The organism is [Pseudopropionibacterium] massiliense (assembly GCF_900607225.1).
Taxonomy (GTDB): Bacteria; Actinomycetota; Actinomycetes; order Propionibacteriales; family Propionibacteriaceae; genus Arachnia; species Arachnia massiliensis.
Genome location: NZ_LR027842.1, coordinates 595,636 through 619,836 on the forward strand (window position 1 = coordinate 595,636; position 24,201 = coordinate 619,836).

The window sequence follows — 24,201 nt, forward strand, 5'->3', positions numbered from 1 at the left end:
GCCATCGACGCCCGCCACGCCCGCGAGACCCCCGCGCCCCTGGTGGTACCAGGTGGCCTGGGCGGGGGCCGGGGCGGTGGCGCTGATCGCGCTGCTGACCCTCGCCCCGCCGCCGCTGGTGGCCCTGATGGCCGTTTTCGTGCTGGCGATCGTCGTGGGCTACTACGTGGTCTGGAACGTCACCCACGCCCTCCACACACCGTTGATGAGCGTCACCAACGCCATCAGCGGCATCATCGTGGTCGGCGCCATGACGCAGCTGCCCAGCGACAACTGGGTGGTGAGGATCATCGCCTTCGTTGCGGTGCTGATCGCCTCCATCAACGTCTTCGGCGGGTTCACGGTCACCCACCGCATGCTGAACATGTTCCGGAAGGGCTGAGCCGTGCTGAACAACCTCGTCAACGCCACCTACATCGCCGCCGGTCTGATGTTCATCCTCGCCCTGGCCGGCCTCAGCAAGCACGAGACCGCGAAGAAGGGCAACGCGTTCGGCATCCTCGGCATGGTCCTCGCCCTCGTGGCCACCAACTACGCCATCGCCCAGCCCGGCGAGGGGACGAGTTTCGACTGGACCTCCGCGGCCCTGCTGTACGGGGCGATCGCCATCGGCGCCGTCATCGGCACGTGGAAGGCCCGCAGGGTGGAGATGACCGGGATGCCGGAACTCATCGCCCTGCTCCACAGCTTCGTCGGGGCCGCCGCCGTGCTCGTCGGCTTCAACGTGCACCTCTCCGCCACCCACACCGACGTGCTGCACGCCGTCGAGGTGGTGCTCGGGATCTTCATCGGTGCGGTCACCCTCACCGGTTCGCTGGTGGCCTGGGGCAAGCTCAACGGCCGCATCGCCTCGAAACCGTTGATGCTGCCCGGCAGGAACTGGCTCAACCTGGCGGCGCTGGTCGCCGTGGCCGGGCTCGGCTGGTGGTACGTCGCGACGCTGTCGCTGATCCCGCTGCTGCTGGTGACCCTGATCTCCCTGGCGCTGGGCTGCCACCTGGTGGCGGCCATCGGCGGAGCCGACATGCCGGTGGTGGTCTCGATGCTGAACTCCTACTCCGGGTGGGCCGCGGCCTTCAGCGGATTCATGCTGGACCAGACCATCCTCATCATCACGGGCGCCCTGGTCGGCGCCTCCGGCGCGATCCTGTCCTACATCATGTGCCGGGCCATGAACCGTTCCTTCGTCTCCGTGATCCTCGGAGGATTCGGCGACGCCCCCGTCGCGGACAGCGGCGAGCTGGGTGAGCACCGGGAGGCGACCATCTCGGAGGTGGCGAAGATGCTGGCCGGGGCCCGTTCCGTCGTGGTCGCCCCCGGATACGGGATGGCCGTGGCCCAGGCCCAGTACCCCGTCGCGGAGCTGATCGCGCGGCTGCGGGAACGCGGCGTCAACGTGAGGTTCGCCATCCACCCCGTGGCGGGCAGGCTACCCGGGCACATGAACGTGCTGCTGGCCGAGGCGAAGGTTCCCTACGACATCGTCCTGGAGATGGACGAGATCAACGACGACTTCGCCGACACCGACGTGGTGCTGGTGATCGGGGCCAACGACACGGTCAACCCGGCCGCGAACGAACCCGGTTCCCCGATCTCCGGCATGCCCGTGCTCAAGGTGTGGGAGGCCGGCCAGGTGGTGATCTTCAAGCGCTCCATGAACGCCGGCTACGCGGGCGTGCAGAACCCGCTGTTCTTCCACGAGAACTCGGTGATGTGTTTCGGCGACGCCAAGGCAACGGTCCAGACCATCCTGAATGACATGAGGTCCACCGCCAGCTGAACCCTCCCGGCGCTCCACCCCGAGAAAGGAACGGAGGTGGCGGCGCAGCGCGATGACATCCGCACCATCGACGGGGATTCCCTGTTCTGCGGGGACGCACCGAGCGTCGGTCCCGGGCCGTTGTGCGACGACACCGTCGACGGCAGCCTGATGCGGCCCGACGGCAATCACGTGGACAACGATCTGTTCGGTTCCCGGGTGGCCAACCAGATCCTTGACAAGACCCTAGCAGCCGCTTCCTGACGGGATCCGGCCGGAGTGTGCACAGGCCGAGACATCCGGTGGCGGTCAGGTGTCCCGTGCATCCTCGCGGGCTTCCGCGTCGAGTCGTTCCATCCATTCCCGGACGTGCCAGGTGGCCCGCACGTCGTCCTCGTTGTACTCCAGCACGCGTCGGCGCGCGGCCTTTCGCTCCGCGGTGTTGAGGCCGTCGACGGCGGTTGCGAACCAGGACTGTGAGTTCAGTCCGCCCGGTTCCTCGTCGCGCCACGAGAATCCTGCCCCCTTGCTCGCGACCACCTTCAACCCCAGACCGTCCACGGCGACGAAGTTGTCGCGGACCAGCCTGAACAGGTCCACGAAGTGGTCCTTGACGAGGTCACAGACCGCCGACAGGTCGGGATGCCCGCTGCGTTGGGCCAGGCGGCGCAGGTGCACCACCTCGTAGTCGGAGTAGTGGTAGACGAGCAGATCGGGGTGTTTGTCAACCAGACGCAGGAGCCAGCGGGCGAAATCGATCGCGAGATCCAGTTCTCCGCTGGGGGAGAGGTAGCTGAAGGCGCTGAAGTGCTGATACCTCTGCTTCCCGGTGGTGCGATCGGTCAGCAGAACACCCCACAGGTAGGTGCGGTCACCGTCGTCGGTCTCGATGTCCAGATCCACCTCCATCGGCGCCCGTGGTGCCTCGATGGGCTCCACCGACACCTTCTCCAGGGCGACGCCCCGCTTCAGCATCCGGGCGCGCCGGGCCGCGGTGCGCAACCTCGCCTCGGAGCGGTCGCGATGCGCGGTGAGCGGCAGGTAATCGGGCAACAGGGCCTCGACATCCGCATCGGCGAGCTGTGAGACCGTCGTGATGCCGAGGCCCATCAGGGTCTGGAGCTCGCGGACGTCGAGCGGGGTCTTGGAGATGCGCAGGGAGATGTCGTCGTCATCCATGCGGGGACGGCACGTCTCCCACCAGGCGCACCACTCGCACTCCGGAACCCGGATGGGGCGTACCGCAGGGGGACGGGGATCATCCGGTTCGCGGGTCATCGCCTGCTGCGCGACGTGCACCCGGAACCCGTGTTCGTGGTCGTAGCGTTCCAGCGCCGAACGGAGCCTGTGCCCGCTGGCGGAGGTGCGTGAGAAGGTGCGCAGGAAACGCAGCTCGAGGGGAACCCAGACGATCATGCCCCGGTTGTGGTTGTCGAAGCCGATCGACCCGACGACGGGTGTGGCGGCTGAACGGCCGCAGGCCTGGAGCAGCCTCCAGTGGTGGGCCAGCTCCAACAGCACCCCCTGCCGGTAGGACCGGAACCGGTACCCCGGGAGCGGTTCCAGAACGGTCGGGGACGCGAGCCGGGAAGCGCGCAGCTCCTTGGCGTTGCGTTGCTCCTCCAGCAGCCGATAGGGCTTGACGCGCACCGGCCAGTACCCGGGACGGCCCCCGGGACGGTCGCTGCCGCGCACCAGGGCGTCGGGGCTTCCGGTGCGGTGCCCCGCCACGTCCACCGGCAACCGGCCACCGACGATCACGGGAGTCCCGGCGTCCATCGCGGCCAGCGTCTCGGCGGGAGTGTGCCCCTCGTCGCGCAGGTCGATCACCCCGTTGCCCCTGCACAGGGCCTCCAGCATGGACTCGCGGAACTCCGAGCCGCCCGAGAACGCCTCCAGCAGCGACTCGTCGAGGGGTTTCTCGGGTTTCGGGGTGCCGGGATCGAAGGCGTTGAAGGTTTTGACGGGACAGCTTCGCGCCGCGTACGGGTCCAGCAGAAAAGTCATTTCCAAGCCCGGTGCAGAGCCACGATGCCGCCCGTCAGGTTCTTCCACTCGACATCCCGCCAACCGCACTCCGAGATCAGATCAGCCAGCTCCTGCTGTGCGGGCCAGGCGAGGATCGACTCGGCCAGGTATCCGTAGGCGACGGGATTGCTCGAAACCCTGGCTGCCAAGGGCAGCGCCCGCAGCGCGCCGTGGGCGTAGGCGAACCGCAGCGCCCGGTTCACCGGGGTGGAGAACTCCGCGATCACCAGTCGCCCGCCCGGGCGGGTCACCCGCAGCAGCTCCCGCAGCGCGGCGGCGGTGTCCTCCACGTTGCGCAGGCCGTAGCTGATGGTCACGGCGTCGAAGACCGAATCGGCGTAGGGCAGGGCCAGGGCGTCGCCGCGCACGAAGGACAACCTCGGCTGCTGCTGCTTGCCGACCCTCAGCATGCCCATCGACAGGTCGGTGGGGAAGACGTGCGCGCCCGCCTCCAGGAAGGGCAGTGACGACGTGCCGGTGCCGGCCGCCAGATCCAGGATGCGTTCCCCCGGTCGGGCGGCGACGGCCGCCACGGTCTCCCGGCGCCAGCCGCGGTCCCTGCCCAACGACAACAACGAGTTCAACAGGTCGTAGCGCGCGGCGACACCGTCGAACATGGCCGAGACCTCGGCGCGTTTCTTGTCGAGGTCGGCTCGGGTCTGCTGCATGCGCACACCTTATCGCCAGCCCACGACGGATTTCAGTGCAGAACGGCCAACAGATCGACGCGATCGGTTCCGTGGTGGCGCCACTGGCCCATCAGCTGGCCCACGACGTCGTTGATCGGGGCGCGGTTGAGTTTGTGCACCACGTGCGGATACCCGGATGTCTCCCCGGCCACCAGGCCGCTGCCGAAAACCTTGATGTTCTTCGGGAGTGGCGTGTTCTGCCCGACCTCCATGATGTCGGCGTCCGAGTCTTTCTCCCGGATCACCCGCACCAGCTCGTCCAGGTAGACCGGGTCGGTCTGGGCGTCGTAGCAGTACCGGGTTCCCAGCTCCGAGTGCTGGAGGGTCCCGATCAGCGCGCCGCCGTCCAGCGGTCGGGGACGCCACGTGACGGGGATGTGGTAGACGGCGTCCGTGGAACGCACCAGCATGCAGTCGAGGCCCACCACGTCGTCGGGATCGACGAATCGGAACCTGGCGACGACCTCCAGATCCGAGGGGTCACCGTCGAACCACCACTGGTCGGGAAGCCATTGGGCGAGCAGGTCGAGTTTGCCGGGATGCAGTGTGGCTTCGGGATGGACATGGGCGATTCCGCTCATACGGGCTACCTCCGTTGGTAATTTCCTGCATCCTACACATAAATGGGGGAATTGCGACAGAGAAGGTCCGAACCGTCGCATAGTGTCGTGTGCCCCCGGGCTTCGGTGAGGATGCGTCACAATGGTCGCCGTGGCGAAGAAGGACATCGTTCTCAAGGTTGACAAACTGAAGAAGGCCTACGGGCCCGTGACCATCGTGGAGGGTTTCGACCTCAAGGTGGCCGCCGGGGAGGCCGTCGCGCTCACCGGGCGCAACGGCGCGGGCAAGTCGACGGTGCTCAGATGTCTGGTCGGGGCCGACCGCCCGGACGAGGGCACCGTCGAGGTGCTGGGCGTGAAGATGAAGGAAACCAGCCCGGAGATCCGCCGCAATGTCGCCACCGTCATCGACGATCTCGATTTCTTCCCCGACCTGTCGGTCGTGGAGCACCTCGACCTGCTGGCACGGGCCCACGGGATCGCCGACCCCGACGACCTGGTCGACGAGATCCTCGACGAGGTGCAGCTCGTCCCCCAGGCGGGGCAGCTGCCCTCGACACTGTCCTCCGGTCAGCGGCGCCGCCTGGCGCTGGCCACCGCTTTCGTCAGGCCCCGACGCCTGCTGGTCCTCGACGAACCCGAGCAGCGGCTCGACGTCGAGGGTGTCGAATGGCTCGGGAAACGTCTCAGGGCGGAGCTCGGTGATGGCCTGGCGATCGTGCTGGCCAGCCACGAACCGAGCCTGCTGGCCGCCATCGGCGCCCGTGAGGTGAGGTTGGGGGAGCGTCGATGAGCGACGAGCGGTTCGGGGCCATCGGCGAGGTCGACGAGAAACAGCTGCGTCTCCTCGTGCGCGACTGGCGACGGGGCAGGGCGGATCGCAACCTCTTCCAGGCCATCCAGGACGCCTACGTGATGGTCTTCGCGCTCGTCCTGATCGGTGCCATGGTGATCAGCTCCATCATGCAGGCCCAGCGCAGCGTGGCGGGCTGCACGGCCGAGTCCTGCCTGGCGGCGCGTGGCCTGCTGCCCTGGGCCGCCGTCGCCGGTTTCCTGGCGCTCGCGCTCGTGGCGGCCCGCATGTTCGGTCCCATCGTGGCCTCGGCCGCCGAGGGTTTCTGGATCATGGACGGCAACGTCGACCGGCGCAGGGTGCTCACCGGACGCCTCGTCGCCTCGGTGCTCGTGGCCCTGATCGTCGGCGCAGGGCTCGGGGCGCTCGTGGCGGCACTCGTCGGCGGTGACGCCACGGAGATTCTCACCTGGGCCCTGGCCTCCGGCCTCGGATGTTTCGGTCTGGTGGCCTTCGCGGCCGCCGAGCAGGGCGCGGAACGACGTTGGATCACGACCGCGCTGCTGTGGCTGATCGGGATCATCGCCTTCGGGGCCCTGCTCCTCCTGGTCGCGATCTCCGCCGGAATGGCGCCCATCGGTCTCGTGGCCGCGCTGAGCGTCGATTTCGCCTGGGTGGTGGCGGGCGGCGGCCTGCTGCTGGGCCTGATCTCCATCGTGCCCGCCTGGCTCCGGCTGCGGCACATGCGCCGCCAACGACTCACCGCGGGCTCGTCACTGATCGCGGGCATGCAGGGTGCCGCGTTCGCCCTCGACTTCGCCCTGGTCCGCGACATCCTGGTCGAGGACCAGGCGCGGCGTCGGGGGCACGTCCGTCCGACCCGCGGGTCGGGACGTGGCGTGTGGGCCATCGTGCTGCGCGACCTGCAGCGGCTGTGGCGCACCCCCAGGCCGCTGGTGTTCTGGTTGGCCTCGATGGCCGTGCCCTACGCCGTCCACGCCCTCGGCATCGAGGTGCTCAACCCGTCGATCTCCGCCCTGGTGCTGATGACCGCCCTGATCGGTTTCTGCAACACCCTGCGGGTGCTGACCCGCACCAAGGGTCTCCAACGCTGCTTCCCGTTCTCCCCGGGGGAGGTCAGGCAGGCCGCCATGACGGTTCCCGCCCTGCTGGCGCTGCTCTGGGCGGTCGCGACGACACCCGCCTTCGGTGGGGTCTTCGACGGTGGTGAGCTCGATGTGGTCGCCGGGTTCTCGGCCTCCCTCATCACCGCTGCGGGTGGTCTGCTGGCGGCCTTCCGCTGGGTGTGTGCGAAGCCCCCGAACTACGGCGGTCCCATGGTCTCGGTCGGCATCGGTGCCATGCCGCCGGGCATGATGTTCTCCTTCATCCGCGGCATCGACATCGTCGCTCTGGTCACCCTGCCGCTCGTTCTCGGCTGGCCCTCCTGGATCTCGCTGGGCATCGCAGTGGTCGCCTGGCTGGTTCTGCGTTCCGGATTCGATCAGCAGGCCCTGATGGACGAACGCGAGGAGCAGCAGCGCCTTCTGGAGGAGCAGAGGTCCGGAGGCCCCGGTCGTCGCGGGGGCGCCCAGAAGGTGAGGGTGCAGCGGAAACGCTGACCCCGCCGCATGCACGGCAGGACAGGCATTCCTTCCCGGTTTTCGGTGCGCTAGGCTGACGTTAATCAAGCTGGAAGGCGGGCACGGATGACCACTTCACCGGAGGCTTCCCAGGACGTGTGTCGTGAGAGCGCGCGCTCCCTGGCGGGGCGGATGCTGAACGGCGGTGCGGCCTGCACGCTGGTGGCCTGGCGGATCGGCAGCCAGTACGATTTCGTGGCCCATGGGCTGACCGCCCAGGGGGACATCGTGGTGGCGGTCAGGCCCGACGAGGACTGCCTGCTGTCCACCCTGCCCGCAGGGGTCGGAACCGTGGTGCGGATGGACCTGGTCCGACACAGCCACGACGTGATGCTCTCCGTGATAGCGGCCTCCGCGCACCTCCTGGGTGAGCTCGTGCTGTTGCCGAACACGGCCGTGAACCGTCTGCTCGCCGAGGATCAGCTTCCGGAGCGGATCGCTGAGCTGGCGCGGATCGGCGGTACCCGGATCGGATTGGTGGTCACGGATCGGATCCTGGTGCACGACCACAGCGGTGTGACCCCGATCCCGTGGGAGGACGTCCAGGAGACCCGATCCGAGGTGCCCGAGGTCTGGTGCGACGACTTCGAGGCGCACGACGTCGTGGCCGCGCAGGGATGTGTCGCTCTCCGGCAGGTGTGCCGGGCCGTGATCAACGGCGACCTGCCGGGGCAGGCCAGCCTCCGCCCGAGCGGCCCCGGGCTGTGCGGGCACGTGCTCGACAAGGTTTTCTGCATCGACGTCGACCGGTCGGGAGTCACGTTGATGCACGTCGGGGATCACGAGACCGCGACGGTCTTCGCGCGCTTCGAGGAGCGTCCCGCGACGCTGTCGGCGCTGACGCAGCAGGTGGCGCGTCTCGTTGATGACTCGGGGCCGGTGCGCCCCCAGCGGTGCATCTGACGGCTGGCCCCGAGAGCACTCAGGCCCCGCGGAAGCGGGGCCTGAGCTTGCTTTCAGACGTGGCGGCCCTGTGGGCCGTTCAGGGGAGTCAGCGGGCCTCGTAGGAGGTGCAGACGCCGTCGACCACGGTGACGCCGGGGGCGCTGCAGAGCAGGTCCTTGTTGTGGGCGCACTCGAGGTGCTGGCAGGCGCCGACGCGTCCCTCGGCGGTGGGCAGGCCACCGCGGGCGTCGAGGGTGATGAAAGTGGTGCAGGCCGAGGTGCCGTCGACGGTGATCGCGAAGGCGGTGCAGCCCTTGTTGTTGAAAGCGCAGGTGGTGGTGTTGCAGGACTTGACGGGGGTGATGGTGGGCATTTCGAGGACCTTTCGTCTGTGGTGCATCTGACGGGAAATACGTTAGGTCCGCTTCCAGGCCCCTGCAAGCAAGAGAACCCTTTGCTGACTTGGGTAAATGCACAAAGACGACGCGTATTTCCCAAGCTTTGACACCCCTTTGTGTTTCGAAAACAATGGGCTTGTGAAATGAATTCCGAGTGCCGGGTGGGGCGCGTGGGAAAACCCCTCGTGAGAGACATGGAACGAGGAAAGGCTTGCCTCGCTCTCACCGGGTGGGTTCGCGTGTGGTTCCCGCCGGATTCGTTGGTCCTCCCGCAGGCAAGCCTGTCCTGCGGGCGAGCGCCTGCGCTGCCGGGCGGAGGGGCGGGGTGGGGCGGCCGTCAGGTGTGGAGGTGTGGGTTCGGGATGAGCCTCAGGCCAGGCCGAGGGCGTGGAGCATCGGGAGGAATTTGGCCTCGGTCTCGGCGAGTTCCGCGTGAGGATCCGAGTCCGCGACGATTCCGGCTCCCGCGAACAGGCGGATCTCGTCGGGGTGGGAGGGGTTGATGAACCCGCCGCGCAGGGCGATGACCCACTCGCCGTCGCCGTCGGAGTCCACCCAACCGATGGGGCCGGCGTAACGTCCCCGGTCCATGGATTCCAGCTCGGCGATGATCTCCCCGGCGAAGAAGGTCGGGGTGCCGCAGACGGCCGCCGACGGGTGCAGTGCGCCCGCCAGCGCCAGGGAACTGATGCCGGGCTCCGCCACGCCCGTGATGTCGGTGGCCAGGTGCATGACGTTCGGGAGGGTCAGCACGGAGGGGGCCTCCGGCACGTTCATGGCGGCGCAGTAGGGCTCCAGCGCCTCGGCCACGGACGCGACGGCGAACTCGTGCTCCGCGACGTCCTTGCCGGAACCCGCGAGCTGCTCGGCCCGGTGGAGGGGATCGGTGTGCCCGGGGTCCAGGGAGACCGTGCCCGCCAGGACGCGGGACGTCACCAGGGTGCGGTGACGGCGGATCAGCAGCTCCGGTGTGGCGCCGACCATGCCGTCCACGAGATAGCTCCAGGCCATCGGGTAGGCCTGCAGGAGCCTGCGCAGCACGTGACGCGGATCGATGGGGGCGTCCGCGACGGCCTTCAGGGAGCGTGCCAGGACGACCTTGCTGATCTCCTGGGCGCGGATGCGTTCCACGGCCTTTGCGACGATTCCCGCCCAGTCGTGACCTGACAGGCCGTCGGGGACCAGCCGGGTGTCCCCGAGGGGCGTGACCGGGTCGCCCCTGCCTGGCGGCTCCAGGCTGAGGCGGCCCTCGCTGATCCTGGTCATCCAGGCCTGCCCGTCGCGCCTGCCGATGATGGTCTCCGGGACGATCAGCACGGAACGGACGCGGGAGCGGTCCGGGTCGAAGGCGAAGGAGCCGACCGCCAGGGGGCCGGTGCCCCAGACCCCGGGGAGCTCCGAGTCGTGGTCTATGTGCGCGCTGACCTCGCTCCACCAGACGTCGGCGGCATCGGGGAAGTCGGTCTCGAAGCGGGCCACCTCGCCCAGCGTGATGAATCCCTCGCCCCTTCTCAGGAAGGCCGTGGCCCGTTCGGGGGTGAGAAAGTGCGCGAGGTCCCCCGGATCGTCGATGGAGACGGTCGTGGCGCGCAACCGTTTCGTCGCGAAGTCAAGGCTCACCCGGGGAACGATAGCTGAGGCTGGCTCACGGAGGCCAGATGGGCCGGCCGGCGATCAACCACCACGCGTGCGACACCCAGTCGCACGGACGTGAATAACGAACGCTTTCCGTCACCAAAAAGCGGTGCGTTTTCCCTAGTCAGAGCCGATTTGCCAGGGGGGTCCGGGTGGTTGGTGAGAAGGAGAGGTCACCCCATAGACTGAGGCCTGAAGTCCGGTTCGCGGCAATCTGGGAGCCGGGTTCCTGATATGCAAGACGAGGAGAGTCGAATGCCAAAGGAGGAAGCCGACGTCATCGTCGTCGGTGCGGGCCCCGGCGGATCCGCGGCAGCGGCAAATCTGGCGCGGCGGGGAGTGGGCGTCCTGCTGCTGGAGAAGAGCCACTTCCCGCGCGAGAAGGTGTGCGGCGACGGGTTCACCCCGCGAACCACCCGGGCCCTGGTGCGCCTCGGCATCGACACCTCCGAGGAGGCCGGATGGCTTCACAACAAGGGACTGCGCGTCTACGGCGGGCGGGTGGAGCCCTTCCAGCTGGACTGGCCGAAGCTCGCCGACTTCCCCTCCTACGGGCTGGTGCGGAAACGCGCCGACTTCGACGACCTGATGGCCAGGCACGCCGTCGGATGCGGGGCCCGGCTGGTCCAGGGGGCCAACGTGACCGAGGCGGTCCTGGACGACCGCACCGGTCGCATCACCGGGGTGAGGACCCGGGACGGCGACGAGTACCGCGCCCCGCTGGTGGTGGCCGCCGACGGCAACTCCTCGCGCCTGGCGGTCTCCATGGGGTTGAACAAGCGTTCCGACCGCCCGATGGGGGTGGCCTACCGCACCTACTACCGTTCCCCGCGCAGCAACGACGACTACCTCGACTCGTGGTTGGAGCTGTGGGACGGCAAACCCCGCGAATCCACCCTCATGCCCGGCTACGGCTGGATCTTCGGGATGGGTGACGGCACCTGCAACGTCGGCCTCGGGGTCCTCAACACGTCCAGGTCCTTCCAGAGGACCGACTACCGGGAGCTGATGAAGCGCTGGCTCGCCAACACCCCCGAGGAGTGGGGCTTCCGGGAGGAGAACCGGCTCGGGAAGATCCAGGGGGCGGCGCTCCCGATGGCCTTCAACCGGCAGCCCGTCTACGGTCGCGGCCTGCTGCTGGTCGGCGACTCGGGTGGCATGGTCAACCCGTTCAACGGCGAGGGGATCGCCTACGCCATGGAATCCGCGGAACTGGCCGCCGACGCCATCGCCCAGGCACAGGCCCGCGGGGTCGGCACCGAGTCCGCCGAACGCGCCCTGCACGGCTACCGCACCCAGCTCAAGGCCCGTCTCGGCGGCTACTACCGGCTGGGAACCATCTTCGTGAAACTGATCGGCGACCCGCGCGTGATGCACCTGTGCACCACCTACGGGCTGCCCCGCAAGACCCTGATGCGTTTCGTCATGAAGCTGCTGGCGAACCTGACCGACAGCCACGACGGGGATGCCATGGATCGCATCATCAACGCCCTGTGCCGGGTGGCGCCGGCGGCGTGAGCAGACAGCTGGAAGGGAAGGAAACGCAGTGAACCTCTACATTCCAATCGTCGGGATGGTGGTGCTGGCCACGGTGTTCGTGGCCGTGTCCATGACCCTGAGCGTCCTCATCGGGCCCGGCCGCAGGAACCGCGCCAAGTACGACTCCTACGAGTGCGGCATCCAACCCACCCCGCAGCCCGTCGGCGGAGGACGGTTCCCCGTGAAGTACTACGTGATCGCAATGCTGTTCATCGTCTTCGACATCGAGATCGTCTTCCTCTACCCGTGGGCCGTCACCTATCACCAGCTCGGGCTCTTCGGGATCATCGCGATCCTCAGCTTCATCGCGACGGTGCTGGTGGCCTACTTCTACGTCAAACGCCGCGGCGGCCTGGACTGGGACTGAACAGGAGGACCACAGATGGGTATCGAGGAGAAACTTCCCTCCGGAATCCTGCTCACCACGGTCGAGGGAATCTTCGGCTGGGTGCGCAAGGCGTCTTTCTGGCCCGTGACCATGGGCCTGGCCTGCTGCGCCATCGAGATGATGGCCTACGCCACCCCCCGCTTCGACTCGGCGCGCTGGGGGCAGGAGGTCTTCCGCGCATCGCCGCGCCAGGCCGACCTGATGATCGTCTCCGGGCGGTTGTCGCAGAAGATGGCGCCCATCGTGCGGCAGGTCTACGACCAGATGCCGAACCCCAAGTGGGTGATCTCGATGGGTGCCTGCGCCTCCTCGGGGGGGATGTTCAACAACTACGCCATCGTCCAGGGCTGCGACCACATCGTGCCCGTCGACATCTACGTGCCCGGCTGTCCGCCCCGACCCGACATGCTGATCGACGCCATGTTCAAGCTCCGCCAGGAGGTTTCCTCGCGCCCGATCGGCCCCAACGAGGCCGCCGCCATCGCTGCCCGCGAGGAGGCCGCCCTGGCCGCGCCCGCGACCCACGAGCTGAAGGGACTCATGCGATGACCGAGACCCCCGGCGAGATCACCCCGCAGCAGGACACACCCAGGGCGCCGGTGTTCGAGACGAAGGCGGGCATGTGGAGCCGCGGCTCCGGCGACACCTCCGGGTACGGTCGCATCCAGCGGCAGATCTCCATGCCCGGCCGGACCCAGGGGCCCTTCGGCGAACCCTTCGACACGATCGTCGCCCGCGCCGGGCAGCTCGTGCCCGCCCTGGCCGGTGGCCTGGTGCTGTTCGACCGCGGCGAGCTGACCATCTTCGTGCCCCGCGAACACCTCCGCGAGACCGTGAAGGCCTTCCGCGACGACGCACACCTGCGTTTCGAGATCTGCGTGTCCGTCAGCGGGGTGCACTACCCGCAGCAGACCGGCGCGGAGCTGCACGTGGTCTACCACCTGCTCTCGATCACCCACAACCGGCGTGTCCGCCTCGAGGTGACGGCCCCCGAGGAGGACCCGCACGTCCCCTCGGTGGTGGCCACCTACCCGATGGCCGACTGGCACGAACGCGAGACCTGGGACATGTTCGGGATCCTGTTCGACGGCCACCCGTCGCTGACACGCATCCTCATGCCCGACGACTGGGTGGGGCATCCGCAGCGCAAGGACTACCCGCTGGGCGGCATCGACATCCAGTACAAGGGCGCCACCGTGCCCGCCCCCGATCACCGGAGGAGGTACAACTGATGAGCAACGACATCTTCGCCGCCACCGGCGAACCCGAGGCCGACCGGGTCTACCTGGCCCAGGGAGGCGACTGGGCGCAGATCGCCGCGGAGCAGGCCGAACGCGGGGACGAGACGATCGTGGTCAACATGGGCCCCCAGCACCCCTCCACCCACGGGGTGCTGCGTCTCATCCTGGAGATGGACGGCGAGACCGTCACCCACATCCGGCCCGCCATCGGTTTCCTGCACACCGGCATCGAGAAGAACATGGAGTTCAAGACGTGGACCCAGGGGGTGGCGTTCTGCACCCGCATGGACTACGTCGCGCCGCTGTTCAACGAGGCCGTCTACTGCCTGGCCGTGGAGAAACTGCTCGGTATCACCGACGACGTCCCGGAGCGCGCCTCCGTGCTGCGGGTGCTGGTGATGGAACTGAACCGCATCGCATCCCACCTGGTGGCGATGGGCACGGGCGGCATGGAGATCGGCGCCCTGACGGTGATGACCATCGCCTTCCGCGAACGCGAGATGATCCTCGACTTCCTGGAGGGGCTGACCGGCCTGCGTATGAACCACGCCTACATCCGTCCCGGCGGGGTTGCGGGTGACCTCCAGGACGGCGGCCTGGAGCACCTGCGCACCGTCATCGCGTGGCTGAGGAAGCACCTGCCCGAGTACGCGACCTTCTGCAACGAGAACCCGATCTTCAAGCTGCGCATGCAGAACCTCGCGAAGATGGATCTCACCGCCTGCATGATGATGGGCGTCACCGGCCCGATCCTGCGCTCCACCGGCTACGAGTGGGACCTGCGCCGGGCGCAGCCCTACTGCGGCTACGAGACCTACGACTTCGACGTGGTCACCTGGGACACCCAGGACGCCTACGGCAGGTTCCGCATCCGCCTGGAGGAGACCTGGCAGTCGCTGCGGATCGTGGAGCAGTGCCTGGAACGTCTCGAACGCACCCAGGGCCAGCCCGTCATGGTGGGCGACGCGAAGATCGCCTGGCCGGCGTCGCTGGCCCTCGGACCCGACGGGCAGGGCAACAGCCACGAACACGTCAAACACATCATGGGCGAGTCGATGGAGGCCCTCATCCATCACTTCAAGATCGTCACCGAGGGATTCAAGGTGCCCGTCGGGCAGGTCTACCAGGCCGTCGAGTCGCCCAAGGGCGAGCTGGGCTGCACCCTGGTCTCCGACGGCGGCACCCGCCCCTACCGCGCCCACTTCCGCGACCCGGGGTTCAACCATCTCCAGTCCGTGCCGCTGATGTGCGAGGGCGGGATGATCTCCGACGTCGTGGTGGCCGTGGCCAGCATCGACCCCGTTCTTGGAGGTGTGGACCGATGAGCGGTCATTTCGTCAGCGATTTTCCCGATTCCGGTTCGGTGGACCACTCGGACCAGTCCACCAACCTCGACGAGACGGCGATCGCCGAGCTGAACGAACTGGCGGGGCGTTACCCGCACCCGCGTTCCGCGCTGCTGCCGATGCTGCACCTGGTGCAGTCCTACGACGGCCGCATCAGCCCGCGCGGCATCGAGCTGTGCGCCGAGATCCTCGGGATCACCACGGCTCAGGTCTCCGGGGTGGCCACCTTCTACACCATGTTCAAACGCAGGCCCGCCGGGCACCACCACCTGGGGGTGTGCACCACGGCCCTGTGTGCGGTCATGGGCGGCGACATCCTCCTGGAACGCGCCAAGCAGCGGCTGGGCATCGACGAGGGCCAGACCACCCCGTGCGGGCGGGTCTCCCTCGAACGCCTCGAGTGCAACGCCGCCTGCGACTACGCGCCCGTGGCGATGGTCAACTGGGAGTTCTTCGACGACATGACCCCGGAGAAACTCGACGAACTGATCGACGCGCTCATGAACGGCGAGGAGGTGGTCTCCCCGCGCGGGGCCACCATCACGTCCTGGAAGAAGGCCGAACGGGTGCTCGCCGGGTTCCCCGACGGACGCGCCGACGAGGGTCCCTCCGCCGGGCACGCATCCACCCTCGGCAGGCGGATTGCCGCCGAGAGGGGCTGGAGCGCCCCCGACCCCGACAACCTGCCTGCCGCACCCGAGGAGGAGACGAAGTGAGCGACCTGCTCGCCCCGGTCCTCAGTGACCAGTGGGGTCAGGACAAGTCCTGGAAGCTCTCGCGCTACGAGGCCACGGGCGGCTACCGGGCGCTGCGCAGGGCGCTGCTCGGCATGACCCAGGCCGAGGTGGTCGCCCTGGTCAAGGACGCGGGTCTGCGCGGCCGGGGCGGGGCGGGTTTCCCGACGGGCATGAAGTGGAGCTTCGTGCCCCAGGACAACCCCAACCCGAAGTACCTCGTGGTCAACGCCGACGAATCGGAGCCCGGCACCTGCAAGGACATGCCGCTGCTGATGGCCTCCCCCCACACCCTCGTCGAGGGCGTGCTCATCGCCTCCTACGCCATCGGCTCCCACCAGGCGTTCATCTACTGCCGCGGTGAGGTGCTGCACGTGATCCGGCGGCTCCAGCAGGCCGTCAAGGAGGCCTACCAGGCCGGCTACGCGGGAAGGAACGTGCTGGGATCCGGTTACGACCTCGACGTGATCGTCCACGCCGGCGCCGGGGCCTACATCTGCGGCGAGGAGACCGCGCTGCTCGACTCCCTGGAGGGCAGGCGCGGCCAGCCGAGGCTGCGTCCGCCGTTCCCGGCGGTCGCGGGCCTGTACGCCTCCCCGACGGTCATCAACAACGTGGAGTCCATCTCCTCGGTGCCCTCGATCGTCAACAACGGGGCCGCCTGGTTCCAGGCGATGGGCACGGAGAAGTCGAAGGGCATGACGATCTACTCGCTGTCCGGGCACGTCGCCCGGCCGGGCCAGTTCGAGGCCCCCATGGGCATCACGCTGCGGCAGCTGCTGGATCTGTCGGGAGGCATCCGCGCGGGTCACGAGCTGAAATTCTTCACCCCGGGGGGTTCCTCCACCCCGATCCTCACGCCCGAACACCTCGATCTGCCCCTCGACTACGAGGGCATGGCCTCGGCGGGCACGATGCTCGGCACCAAGGCGCTCCAGGTCTTCGACGAGACCACCTCCGTGGTGCGCACCACCCTGCGGTGGGTGGAGTTCTACAAACACGAGTCGTGTGGCAAGTGCACCCCCTGCCGCGAGGGGTCGTGGTGGCTGGTGCAGCTGCTGATGAAGTTCGAGGCCGGCACCGCCGAGAAGGGTGACGTGGACAAGCTCCTCGACGTCTGCACCAGCATCGGAGGCCGCTCGTTCTGCGCCCTGGCCGACGGCGCCGTCGCCTGCGTGACCAGCGCGGTGCGCCGCTTCCGTCCCGAGTTCGAACAGGGCTACCACACGCCCGCCTGGGAACTTTTCCCCTACGAGCGCAGCGCGTTGTTCGCCACGGAAGGAGACCCCCGGTGAGCCAGCCAACCGACACCGCAGCCAAGGTGGAGCCGAAACCGGATCTCGTCACCCTCACCATCGACGACGTCCCGGTCAGCGTCCCGAAGGGAACCCTCATCATCCGGGCCGCCGAGATGATCGGCACCGCCATTCCCCGGTTCTGCGACCATCCGCTGCTGGACCCCGTCGGGGCCTGCCGCCAGTGCCTCGTCGAGATCCCCGACGCGGGCAACGGGCGTGGTTTCCCCAAACCCCAGGCGTCCTGCACCATGCCGGTGGCCGAGGGCATGGTGGTGCGCACCCAGGTCAGCTCACCCGTGGCGGAACGCGCCCAGGAGGGAATCCTGGAGCTGCTGCTGATCAACCACCCGCTCGACTGCCCCATCTGTGACAAGGGCGGCGAGTGCCCCCTGCAGAACCAGGCCCTCAGCAACGGGCGCGGCGAGTCGCGTTACGGCGGGGCGAAACGCACCTACCCGAAACCGGTCAACGTCTCCGCACAGATCCTCCTCGACCGCGAACGCTGCGTGCTGTGTGCCCGCTGCACCCGGTTCTCGGAGCAGATCTCCGGCGACCCATTCATCGCGCTGGTGGAACGCGGCGCGCTGCAGCAGGTCGGCTTCTACGAACAGGACCCCTACGACTCGTACTTCTCCGGCAACGTCGTGCAGATCTGCCCGGTGGGTGCGCTCACCTCGGCGGCCTACCGCTTCCAGGCGCGGCCCTTCGACCTGAAGTCGACCACCACCTCCTGCGACCACTGCGCGGGCGGCTGCGAGATCCGCGCCGACCACCGGCACCACCAGGTCAAGCGCCACCAGGCGGGTGACGCCCCCGAGGTGAACGAGGAATGGCTCTGCGACAAGGGACGTTTCGGGTTCGTCTCGGGACGCGGCGAGGACCGCCTGACCCGGCCGCTGGTCAGGCGCAACGGGGTCCTGCAGGTCGCGAGCTGGCCCGAGGCCATCGACGCCGCCGTCGCCGGGTTGAAGGCCGCGGGAACCGCGGTCGGTGTGCTGCCGGGCGGCCGGTTGACCGTCGAGAACGCCTACGCCTACTCGCGGTTCGCGCGCACCGTGCTCGGCACCAACAACATCGACTTCCGTTCCCGGGCCGCATCCGAGGAGGAGGCCGAGTTCCTGGCCTCCCGGGTCGCGGGACGTGGCATGGACGTCACCTACGCGGATCTCGAGGCCGCCCGGCACGTGGTGCTGGTCAGCTACGAGCCCGAGGACGAGACCTCCGTGGTGTTCCTGCGGCTGCGCAAGGCGGTGCGCAAGCACGGCCTCAAGGTCACCACGCTCGCGCCGTTCGCGTCCCGGGGAACCCAGAAACTCTCCGCGACGCTGATTCCCGTCGCCCCGGGAGCCGAGGCGCAGACCCTGGAGGCCATGGAGCTGGGGGAGGGCACCATCATCCTCGTCGGCGAGCGGGCCGCCTGCCAGCCGGGCCTGCTGTCCGAGGTGTCCTCCAAGGCGATCCGCAGCGGGGCCCGACTGGCGTGGATGCCGCGTCGCGCGGGCGACATGGGCGCCATCGCGACGGGCTGCCTGCCGGGTCTGCTGCCGGGCGGTCGTCCCGTCGCGTCGGCGGAGGCCCGGGTCGACATGGCCGCTGCCTGGGGAGTCGGAACCCTGCCGACCGAACCGGGACTGAGCGCCGTCGAGCAGTTCGCCTCGGCGCAGGAGGGCTACTTGAAGGCGTTCCTCGTGGCCGGCGTCGACCCCTACGACATGCCGGAGGCGGACTCCGCCCTGCACGCGCTGCGCAAGAGCTTCGTGGTGCACGTCTCCACCCGGGCCAACGCCGTGACCGAGGTGGCCGACGTGGTCTTCCCCGCCTGCCTGATGGAGGAACAGGCCGGGCACTTCCTGAACTGGGAGCAGCGCATCCGGCCCGTCGCCCTGGTCAACGAGGGCACGAAGCACCCCATGAGCGACCTGCGGATCCTCGCGGCCCTGGCCGACGCCATGGGATCCGACCTCGGGTTCCGCACCTCCGCTGCCGCCTGGGCCGATTTCCAGGAGCTCGGTGAATGGGAGGGCGAACGGGTCGCCGTCCCACGCAAACTCGACGCCGGTGTGACGCAGGGAGGGGTCGTGGTCGCGTCCTGGCGGGAGGCCCTCGACGCCACCAGCGGCATCGACTTCGAGATCGCGCTGCGCCGGACCGCCCGGCCCGCCGTCGCCCGGATGTCGCCGGCGACGGCCGCAGCTTTCGGGATCGGCGAGCTGTGTCGCGTCGAGGCCCCCGGGTCCTCGCAGCTGCTGCCCGTCCAGCTCACGGAGATGGTCGACGACGTGGTGTGGGTGCCGATGAATCCCGGGGAACCCGGCCGTCTCGGCGTGGTGCCCGGTTCCATCGTGACCGTGGCGCCCGCCTCCAGCGATGAAGGAGATCAGGAATGAACGTGTTCTTCCAGGATCCGTGGTGGCTCATCGCCATCAAGGTCCTCGCCCTGTTCGTGATCCTGCTGGTGTGGACGATCTTCAACGTCTGGTACGAGCGGCGCCTCGTCGGCAAGATGCAGCACCGCCTCGGACCGATCATGAACGGACCTTTCGGGCTGGGGCAGGCGCTCGCCGACGGCATGAAGCTGCTCGTCAAGGAGGATTTCCGGCCGAGACACACCGACAAGTGGGTGTTCAACCTGGCCCCGATCCTCACCGGCATGGCGGCCTTCACCACGTGGACGGTGATCCCGTTCGGCGGTCAGGTGGAGATCTTCGGGGTCCCCACCCGCCTTCAGGTCACCGACCTGCCGGTGGCGGTGCTGTTCGTGCTGGCCATCGCCTCCATCGGCATCTACGGCATCGTGCTGGCCGGGTGGGCGTCGAGTTCCACCTACGCCTTCCTGGGTGCGATGCGCAGCTCCGCGCAGATGATCTCCTACGAGATCGCGATGGGGCTGTCCATCGTCGGGGTGTTCCTGCAGGCGGGCACCATGTCCACCCACGGCATCGTCGAGGCGCAGCGCACCCCCATCATCTTCCGGCTGCCCTTCGTGGAGGGTGAGGCCAACATCGGGGTGATGGGTTGGTACGCGCTGCTGCTGGCGCCGTCGTTCGTGATCTACGGCATCGCGATGGTGGGCGAGACCAACCGCGCCCCCTTCGACCTGCCCGAGTGCGAGTCCGAGCTGGTCTCCGGCTACCTGACCGAGTACTCCGGTTTCCGCTACGCCATGTTCTTTCTGGCGGAGTACATCAACATGGCGACGGTCTCCGCGGTGTGCACGACCCTGTTCCTGGGAGGCTACCTGCCCTTCTGGCCGCTCAACCTCATCGAACCCCTCAACAACGCGTGGTTCGGTCCGATCTGGTTCGTCATCAAGGTGCAGCTGCTGTTCTCCGTGTTCGTGTGGCTGCGCGGCACCCTGCCCCGGTTCCGCTACGACCAGTTCATGGACCTGGGCTGGAAACGGCTGATCCCGATCTCCCTGCTGTGGATCGTGATGATCGCGCTCGCGCCGCGATACACCCTCGCCCTGGCCGTCGCGCTCGTGGCGATCCTGGTGGCCTTCGCGCCGAGGAGGAAGGAACCCGAACGGGTGCCCCCGGTGGACCCGGACGCGCCCTTCGACGCCTTCGCGGGCGGCTATCCGGTGCCGCCCAGGCCCGGGCAGGTGCTGCCCGAGCTGGCCGGGGTGATCCGCTCTGAGACCGTTGCGCCGACCGAGAACGAGGAGAAGTAATGGGAATCTTCGATCCGTGGGCCGGGTTCGGCATCACCCTCCACACCATCTTCCGCAAGACCTTCACGCAGGGCTACCCGCAGAAGGGCAGGGAGAAGGTGACGCTGCCGCGCTTCCACGGCCGGCACCAGCTCAACCGCTGGCCCGACGGGCTGGAGAAGTGCGTCGGCTGTGAACTGTGCGCCTGGGCCTGCCCCGCCGACGCCATCTACGTCGAGGGCGCCGACAACACCGACGAGCAACGGTTCTCGCCGGGGGAGCGGTTCGGGCACGTCTACCAGATCAACTACCTGCGCTGCATCTTCTGCGGGATGTGCATCGAGGCCTGCCCCACGCGCGCGCTGACCATGACCAACGAGTTCAAGCTCGCCGACAAGACCCGCGGGAAGCTGATCTACGAGAAGCAGGACCTCCTCGCGCCGCTGGTGGCGGGCATGGAGCAGCCACCGCATCCGCGCCGCCTCGGCGACGACGAGAAGGACTACTTCCTGGGGCTGCCGCCCACCGGCCAGCCCGACACCCGAACGGCACCCGAGCAAGGAGCGGTGAAATGATTCCCCTTCCCCCGCTGACGGGTGAGGTCGTCGCCTTCGTGGTGTGTGCGCCGATCATGGTGCTGCTCGCCATCGGCATCGTCGTCGCCCGCAAACCCGTCCACTCCGCCCTCTGCATGGCCGGGGTGATGGTGGGGCTCGCGGTCCTCTACGCCGCCCAGGACGCCCCGTTCCTGTTCGTGGTGCAGATCATCGTCTACACGGGCGCCATCCTGATGCTGTTCCTGTTCGTGGTGATGCTGATCGGCGTCGACAGCCGCGACTCCGTGGTGGAAACCCTCAGGGGCCAGCGGGTGGCGGGCATCCTGGCGGTGCTCGGCCTGGCCGGTCTGCTGGTGTTCGCCGTCGGGCAGGCGGTCTTCGTCGGCGGCCCCGTGGGGCTGGCGCAGGCCAACGAGGTCCAGGGCGGAAACGCCCAGGGCGTGGCGGCGCTGCTGTTCTCCCGGTACGTGGTGCTGCTGGAGGCCACCTCGGCGCTGCTCATCACCGCGGCGGTGGGCGCCATGGTGCTGGCCCACGGCGACCGGCTCCGCGAGCCGAGGCGCCAGGCCGAGCACATGGAGGCCCGCGTCGAACGCTACGCGGTCGGTGGTGTGCACCCGGGTCCGGATCCGAACTCCGGCGTCTACGCCCGCTCCAACGCCATTCACGCGCCCGCGCTGCTTCCCGACGGCACCGTCGCCGAGAAGTCGGTGAGCCGCACCCTGACCACCCGTGGCGCGGTGGTGGCGGTCGACGACCTGCGCAACCCGACGACCACCACCTTCGGTGACGTCGAGAAGGTTGCCGCTGAACTGGAAGGAGAGGCCAAGTGAGCACCGAGGCCTACCTGCTGCTGGCGGCGCTGCTGTTCGCCGTCGGCGCGCTCGGATTCCTGCTGCGCCGCAACGCGATCATCGCCTTCATGAGCGTGGAGCTGATGCTCAACGCCGCGAACCTGGTGTTCGTGACCTTCGCCCGCCAGCACGGCGGACTCGACGGTCAGGTGGCGTCCTTCTTCGTCATGGTGGTGGCCGCCGCCGAGGTCGTGGTCGGCCTGGCCATCATCGTCGCCGTCTATCGCGCCCGTCGGTCGGCCTCCGTCGACGACGCGAACCTGCTGAAGTTCTGAGGGGGTTGCCGTGCTGTTGTTGGAAACCATGGCGACGGTACCTGCCACGGGGCTGTTCAGCCTCGCCTGGCTCCTGATCGCGATTCCTTTGGCCGGGGCGGGTTTGCTGCTGGTCCTCGGGCGTTTCTCCGATTCGTGGGGGCACTGGCTGGCGACCGCCTGCTGCCTGGCGTCGTTCACCATCGGTGTGCTGCTGTTCAGCTCGATGCTGAGCGCCGACGAGGGACAGCGGGCCGTCACCGTCCACCTCTACGACTGGATCACCACCGGATCCTGGAACCTCGGTTTCGGGATGCTGATCGACCAGCTGTCGATCCTGTTCGTGCTGCTCATCACCGGCGTCGGGTCGCTGATCCACATCTACTCGATCGGTTACATGACCCACGACGAGCGGCGCCGCAGGTTCTTCGCCTACCTGAACCTGTTCATCGCGGCGATGCTCACGCTGGTGCTGGCCGACAGCTACCTGGTGCTGTTCCTCGGCTGGGAGGGCGTCGGCCTGGCCTCCTACCTGCTGATCTCCTTCTGGCAGCACAAACCCTCCGCGGCCGCCGCGGGCCGCAAGGCGTTCGTCGTCAACCGCGTCGGTGACCTGGGAATGTCGATGGCCATCTTCACGATGCTGTCGCTGTTCGGCAGCACCGCCTTCTCGGTGGTCAACGCGGGCATGCCGCGGGTCGACGTCGCCACCGCGACGCTGCTCGGGTTCCTGCTGCTGCTCGCTGCGTGCGGCAAGTCGGCCCAGGTGCCGTTGCAGTCGTGGCTGCTCGACGCCATGGAGGGCCCCACCCCCGTGTCCGCCCTGATCCACGCGGCCACGATGGTCACGGCGGGCGTCTACCTGGTGGTGCGCAGCCACGCGATCTACGAGATCAGCGAGGCCGCGACCCTCGCGGTGGCGATCGTGGGTGTCGTGACGCTGCTCGCCGGCGCCTGGATCGGCACCGCCAAGGACGACATCAAGAAGGTCCTGGCCGGCTCCACCATGTCGCAGATCGGCTACATGATGCTGGCCGCGGGCCTCGGACCGGTGGGCGCGGCCTTCGCGATCTTCCACCTGATCACCCACGGCTTCTTCAAGGCGAACATGTTCCTCGGCGCCGGATCCGTGATGCACGGCATGGACGACGACGTGAACATGCGCAACTTCGGGGCCCTCGCCAGGGCGATGCGATGGACCTTCCTGACCTTTGCGATGGGGTATCTGGCCATCATCGGTTTCCCGTTCACCGCCGGCTACTACTCCAAGGACCACATCATCGAGGCCGCCTTCGAACGCAACATCGTGCTGGGTGTCCTGGCGCTCGTCGGCGCGGGAATCACCGCGTACTACATGACGCGCCTGATGATGATGACCTTCCTGGGACGCAGCCGCTGGGAGGAGGGCGTGCACCCGCACGAGTCCCCGGCCGTGATGACCGTTCCGCTGGTGATCCTGGCCATCGCCTCGCTGGGAGCCGGCCTGGTGATGAACAACTGGATCCAGGGCTGGCTGGCCCCGGCCACCGGGTCGCATCCCCACGAGACCGGCCGGCTGGCCTTCAGCTGGATCGGTGCGGTCACGCTCGTGGTCGTGGCCGCGGGTGTCGCGCTCGGCTGGTGGCTGCACAGCGGTTCGGTCCCGAAGCAGGCCCCGCGTACCCGCAACCCGCTGGTGCTGATCGGCCGCAACGACCTCTACGGGGACGCCATCAACACCTACGCGGTGATCTGGCCCGTCACCGGCTTCGCGACCGCGCTGAGCCTCGCGGACCAGGGCGTGGTCGACGGCCTCGTCCGGGGCTCCGGGTACGGGGCGAGGGGCCTGGCCGGCCTGCTGCGGAAGACACAGAACGGCTATTCCCGCACCTACGGCCTGACGCTGGTGATCGGCGTCGTGATCCTCGGGGCCATCGTGGTCTTCGGGCAGCTGGTCTGAGGAAGGAAG

At 68.3% G+C, this 24,201-nt stretch carries 24 protein-coding genes; 19 read left to right on the forward strand and 5 right to left on the reverse strand.

The features are described 5' to 3' along the window. From E0E39_RS02475 to E0E39_RS02485, 3 genes are all read left to right on the forward strand, one after another. On the forward strand, positions 1-382 hold a 382-nt coding region (locus E0E39_RS02475), incomplete at its 5' end, for a proton-translocating transhydrogenase family protein (protein WP_245988174.1). A gap of 48 nt (positions 383-430) precedes the next feature. After that, positions 431-1,780, forward strand: coding sequence for an NAD(P)(+) transhydrogenase (Re/Si-specific) subunit beta (locus tag E0E39_RS02480; protein ID WP_245988396.1), 1,350 nt, complete (start codon positions 431-433; stop codon positions 1,778-1,780). A 36-nt stretch (positions 1,781-1,816) separates the two neighbouring features. After that, positions 1,817-2,023 (forward strand): hypothetical protein, encoded by a 207-nt coding sequence (locus E0E39_RS02485; RefSeq protein ID WP_130873327.1) that lies wholly within the window; start codon positions 1,817-1,819, stop codon positions 2,021-2,023. Between the two features lie 45 nt (positions 2,024-2,068). Here E0E39_RS02485 and E0E39_RS02490 read toward each other — a convergent pair whose 3' ends face one another. Genes E0E39_RS02490 through E0E39_RS02500 form a run of 3 tightly spaced genes read right to left on the reverse strand, consistent with a single transcriptional unit; the run spans position 2,069 to position 5,057 of the window. Then, entirely contained in the window at positions 2,069-3,766 is a 1,698-nt protein-coding gene (locus E0E39_RS02490; RefSeq protein WP_130873328.1) for a TM0106 family RecB-like putative nuclease, read from the reverse strand. Further along, positions 3,763-4,455, reverse strand: coding sequence for a demethylmenaquinone methyltransferase (locus E0E39_RS02495; protein ID WP_130873329.1), 693 nt, complete (start codon positions 4,453-4,455; stop codon positions 3,763-3,765). Before E0E39_RS02495 ends, E0E39_RS02490 begins: the two co-directional genes overlap by 4 nt. A gap of 32 nt (positions 4,456-4,487) precedes the next feature. Then, a complete protein-coding gene (locus tag E0E39_RS02500; protein WP_130873330.1) occupies positions 4,488-5,057 on the reverse strand; it encodes a maltokinase N-terminal cap-like domain-containing protein in 570 nt (189 codons plus the stop codon). A 121-nt stretch (positions 5,058-5,178) separates the two neighbouring features. Here E0E39_RS02500 and E0E39_RS02505 point away from each other — a divergent pair, with 121 nt between their 5' ends. The 3 genes from E0E39_RS02505 (at position 5,179) to E0E39_RS02515 (ending at position 8,375) form a co-directional block, all read left to right on the forward strand. Continuing rightward, on the forward strand, positions 5,179-5,829 hold the full coding sequence (locus E0E39_RS02505) for an ABC transporter ATP-binding protein (protein WP_130873331.1): 651 nt from the start codon (positions 5,179-5,181) through the stop codon (positions 5,827-5,829). Further along, complete coding sequence (locus tag E0E39_RS02510; protein WP_130873332.1) at positions 5,826-7,451, forward strand: DUF6297 family protein; 1,626 nt, start codon at positions 5,826-5,828, stop codon at positions 7,449-7,451. Before E0E39_RS02505 ends, E0E39_RS02510 begins: the two co-directional genes overlap by 4 nt. A gap of 87 nt (positions 7,452-7,538) precedes the next feature. Continuing rightward, positions 7,539-8,375, forward strand: coding sequence for a hypothetical protein (locus E0E39_RS02515; RefSeq protein ID WP_130873333.1), 837 nt, complete (start codon positions 7,539-7,541; stop codon positions 8,373-8,375). 88 nt (positions 8,376-8,463) lie between these two features. Here the strand turns inward: E0E39_RS02515 and E0E39_RS02520 are convergent, their stop codons facing one another. Next, the gene (locus tag E0E39_RS02520; RefSeq protein WP_130873334.1) at positions 8,464-8,730 is read right to left on the reverse strand and encodes a DUF1540 domain-containing protein; all 267 of its coding nucleotides are present in this window, start codon (positions 8,728-8,730) and stop codon (positions 8,464-8,466) included. Positions 8,731-9,124: 394 nt separating this feature from the next. After that, positions 9,125-10,375, reverse strand: a complete 1,251-nt coding sequence (locus E0E39_RS02525; protein WP_130873335.1) for an isochorismate synthase — start codon at positions 10,373-10,375, stop codon at positions 9,125-9,127. A 270-nt stretch (positions 10,376-10,645) separates the two neighbouring features. Here E0E39_RS02525 and E0E39_RS02530 point away from each other — a divergent pair, with 270 nt between their 5' ends. From E0E39_RS02530 to nuoL, 13 genes are read left to right on the forward strand one after another with little or no spacing between them, the layout of a single operon-like run. Continuing rightward, positions 10,646-11,908: a geranylgeranyl reductase family protein gene (locus E0E39_RS02530; protein WP_130873336.1), complete on the forward strand. Its 1,263-nt coding sequence runs from the start codon at positions 10,646-10,648 to the stop codon at positions 11,906-11,908. Positions 11,909-11,936: 28 nt separating this feature from the next. After that, a complete protein-coding gene (locus tag E0E39_RS02535; protein WP_130873337.1) occupies positions 11,937-12,296 on the forward strand; it encodes an NADH-quinone oxidoreductase subunit A in 360 nt (119 codons plus the stop codon). Positions 12,297-12,311: 15 nt separating this feature from the next. Further along, positions 12,312-12,866 carry a NuoB/complex I 20 kDa subunit family protein gene (locus tag E0E39_RS02540; RefSeq protein WP_126379071.1) on the forward strand — a complete coding sequence of 185 codons (555 nt, stop codon included), beginning with the start codon at positions 12,312-12,314 and terminating at the stop codon, positions 12,864-12,866. After that, complete coding sequence (locus tag E0E39_RS02545) at positions 12,863-13,549, forward strand: NADH-quinone oxidoreductase subunit C (protein WP_130873338.1); 687 nt, start codon at positions 12,863-12,865, stop codon at positions 13,547-13,549. The genes E0E39_RS02540 and E0E39_RS02545 overlap by 4 nt, the downstream gene beginning before the upstream one ends. Continuing rightward, positions 13,549-14,883, forward strand: a complete 1,335-nt coding sequence (locus E0E39_RS02550) for an NADH-quinone oxidoreductase subunit D (protein ID WP_130873339.1) — start codon at positions 13,549-13,551, stop codon at positions 14,881-14,883. Before E0E39_RS02545 ends, E0E39_RS02550 begins: the two co-directional genes overlap by 1 nt. Next, a complete protein-coding gene (gene nuoE / locus E0E39_RS02555; protein ID WP_130873340.1) occupies positions 14,880-15,620 on the forward strand; it encodes an NADH-quinone oxidoreductase subunit NuoE in 741 nt (246 codons plus the stop codon). Before E0E39_RS02550 ends, nuoE begins: the two co-directional genes overlap by 4 nt. After that, complete coding sequence (nuoF, locus tag E0E39_RS02560) at positions 15,617-16,933, forward strand: NADH-quinone oxidoreductase subunit NuoF (protein ID WP_130873341.1); 1,317 nt, start codon at positions 15,617-15,619, stop codon at positions 16,931-16,933. The genes nuoE and nuoF overlap by 4 nt, the downstream gene beginning before the upstream one ends. Continuing rightward, positions 16,930-19,323 carry an NADH-quinone oxidoreductase subunit G gene (locus tag E0E39_RS02565; RefSeq protein WP_130873342.1) on the forward strand — a complete coding sequence of 798 codons (2,394 nt, stop codon included), beginning with the start codon at positions 16,930-16,932 and terminating at the stop codon, positions 19,321-19,323. The genes nuoF and E0E39_RS02565 overlap by 4 nt, the downstream gene beginning before the upstream one ends. Further along, a complete protein-coding gene (gene nuoH / locus E0E39_RS02570; RefSeq protein ID WP_130873343.1) occupies positions 19,320-20,609 on the forward strand; it encodes an NADH-quinone oxidoreductase subunit NuoH in 1,290 nt (429 codons plus the stop codon). Before E0E39_RS02565 ends, nuoH begins: the two co-directional genes overlap by 4 nt. Further along, entirely contained in the window at positions 20,609-21,163 is a 555-nt protein-coding gene (nuoI, locus tag E0E39_RS02575; protein ID WP_130873344.1) for an NADH-quinone oxidoreductase subunit NuoI, read from the forward strand. Before nuoH ends, nuoI begins: the two co-directional genes overlap by 1 nt. Next, positions 21,160-21,978 (forward strand): NADH-quinone oxidoreductase subunit J, encoded by an 819-nt coding sequence (locus tag E0E39_RS02580; protein ID WP_130873345.1) that lies wholly within the window; start codon positions 21,160-21,162, stop codon positions 21,976-21,978. Before nuoI ends, E0E39_RS02580 begins: the two co-directional genes overlap by 4 nt. Beyond that, positions 21,975-22,274 (forward strand): NADH-quinone oxidoreductase subunit NuoK, encoded by a 300-nt coding sequence (gene nuoK, locus E0E39_RS02585; RefSeq protein WP_130873346.1) that lies wholly within the window; start codon positions 21,975-21,977, stop codon positions 22,272-22,274. The genes E0E39_RS02580 and nuoK overlap by 4 nt, the downstream gene beginning before the upstream one ends. Before the next feature lie 28 nt (positions 22,275-22,302). Further along, entirely contained in the window at positions 22,303-24,192 is a 1,890-nt protein-coding gene (gene nuoL / locus E0E39_RS02590) for an NADH-quinone oxidoreductase subunit L (protein ID WP_130875609.1), read from the forward strand. Positions 24,193-24,201 lie beyond the last annotated feature (9 nt).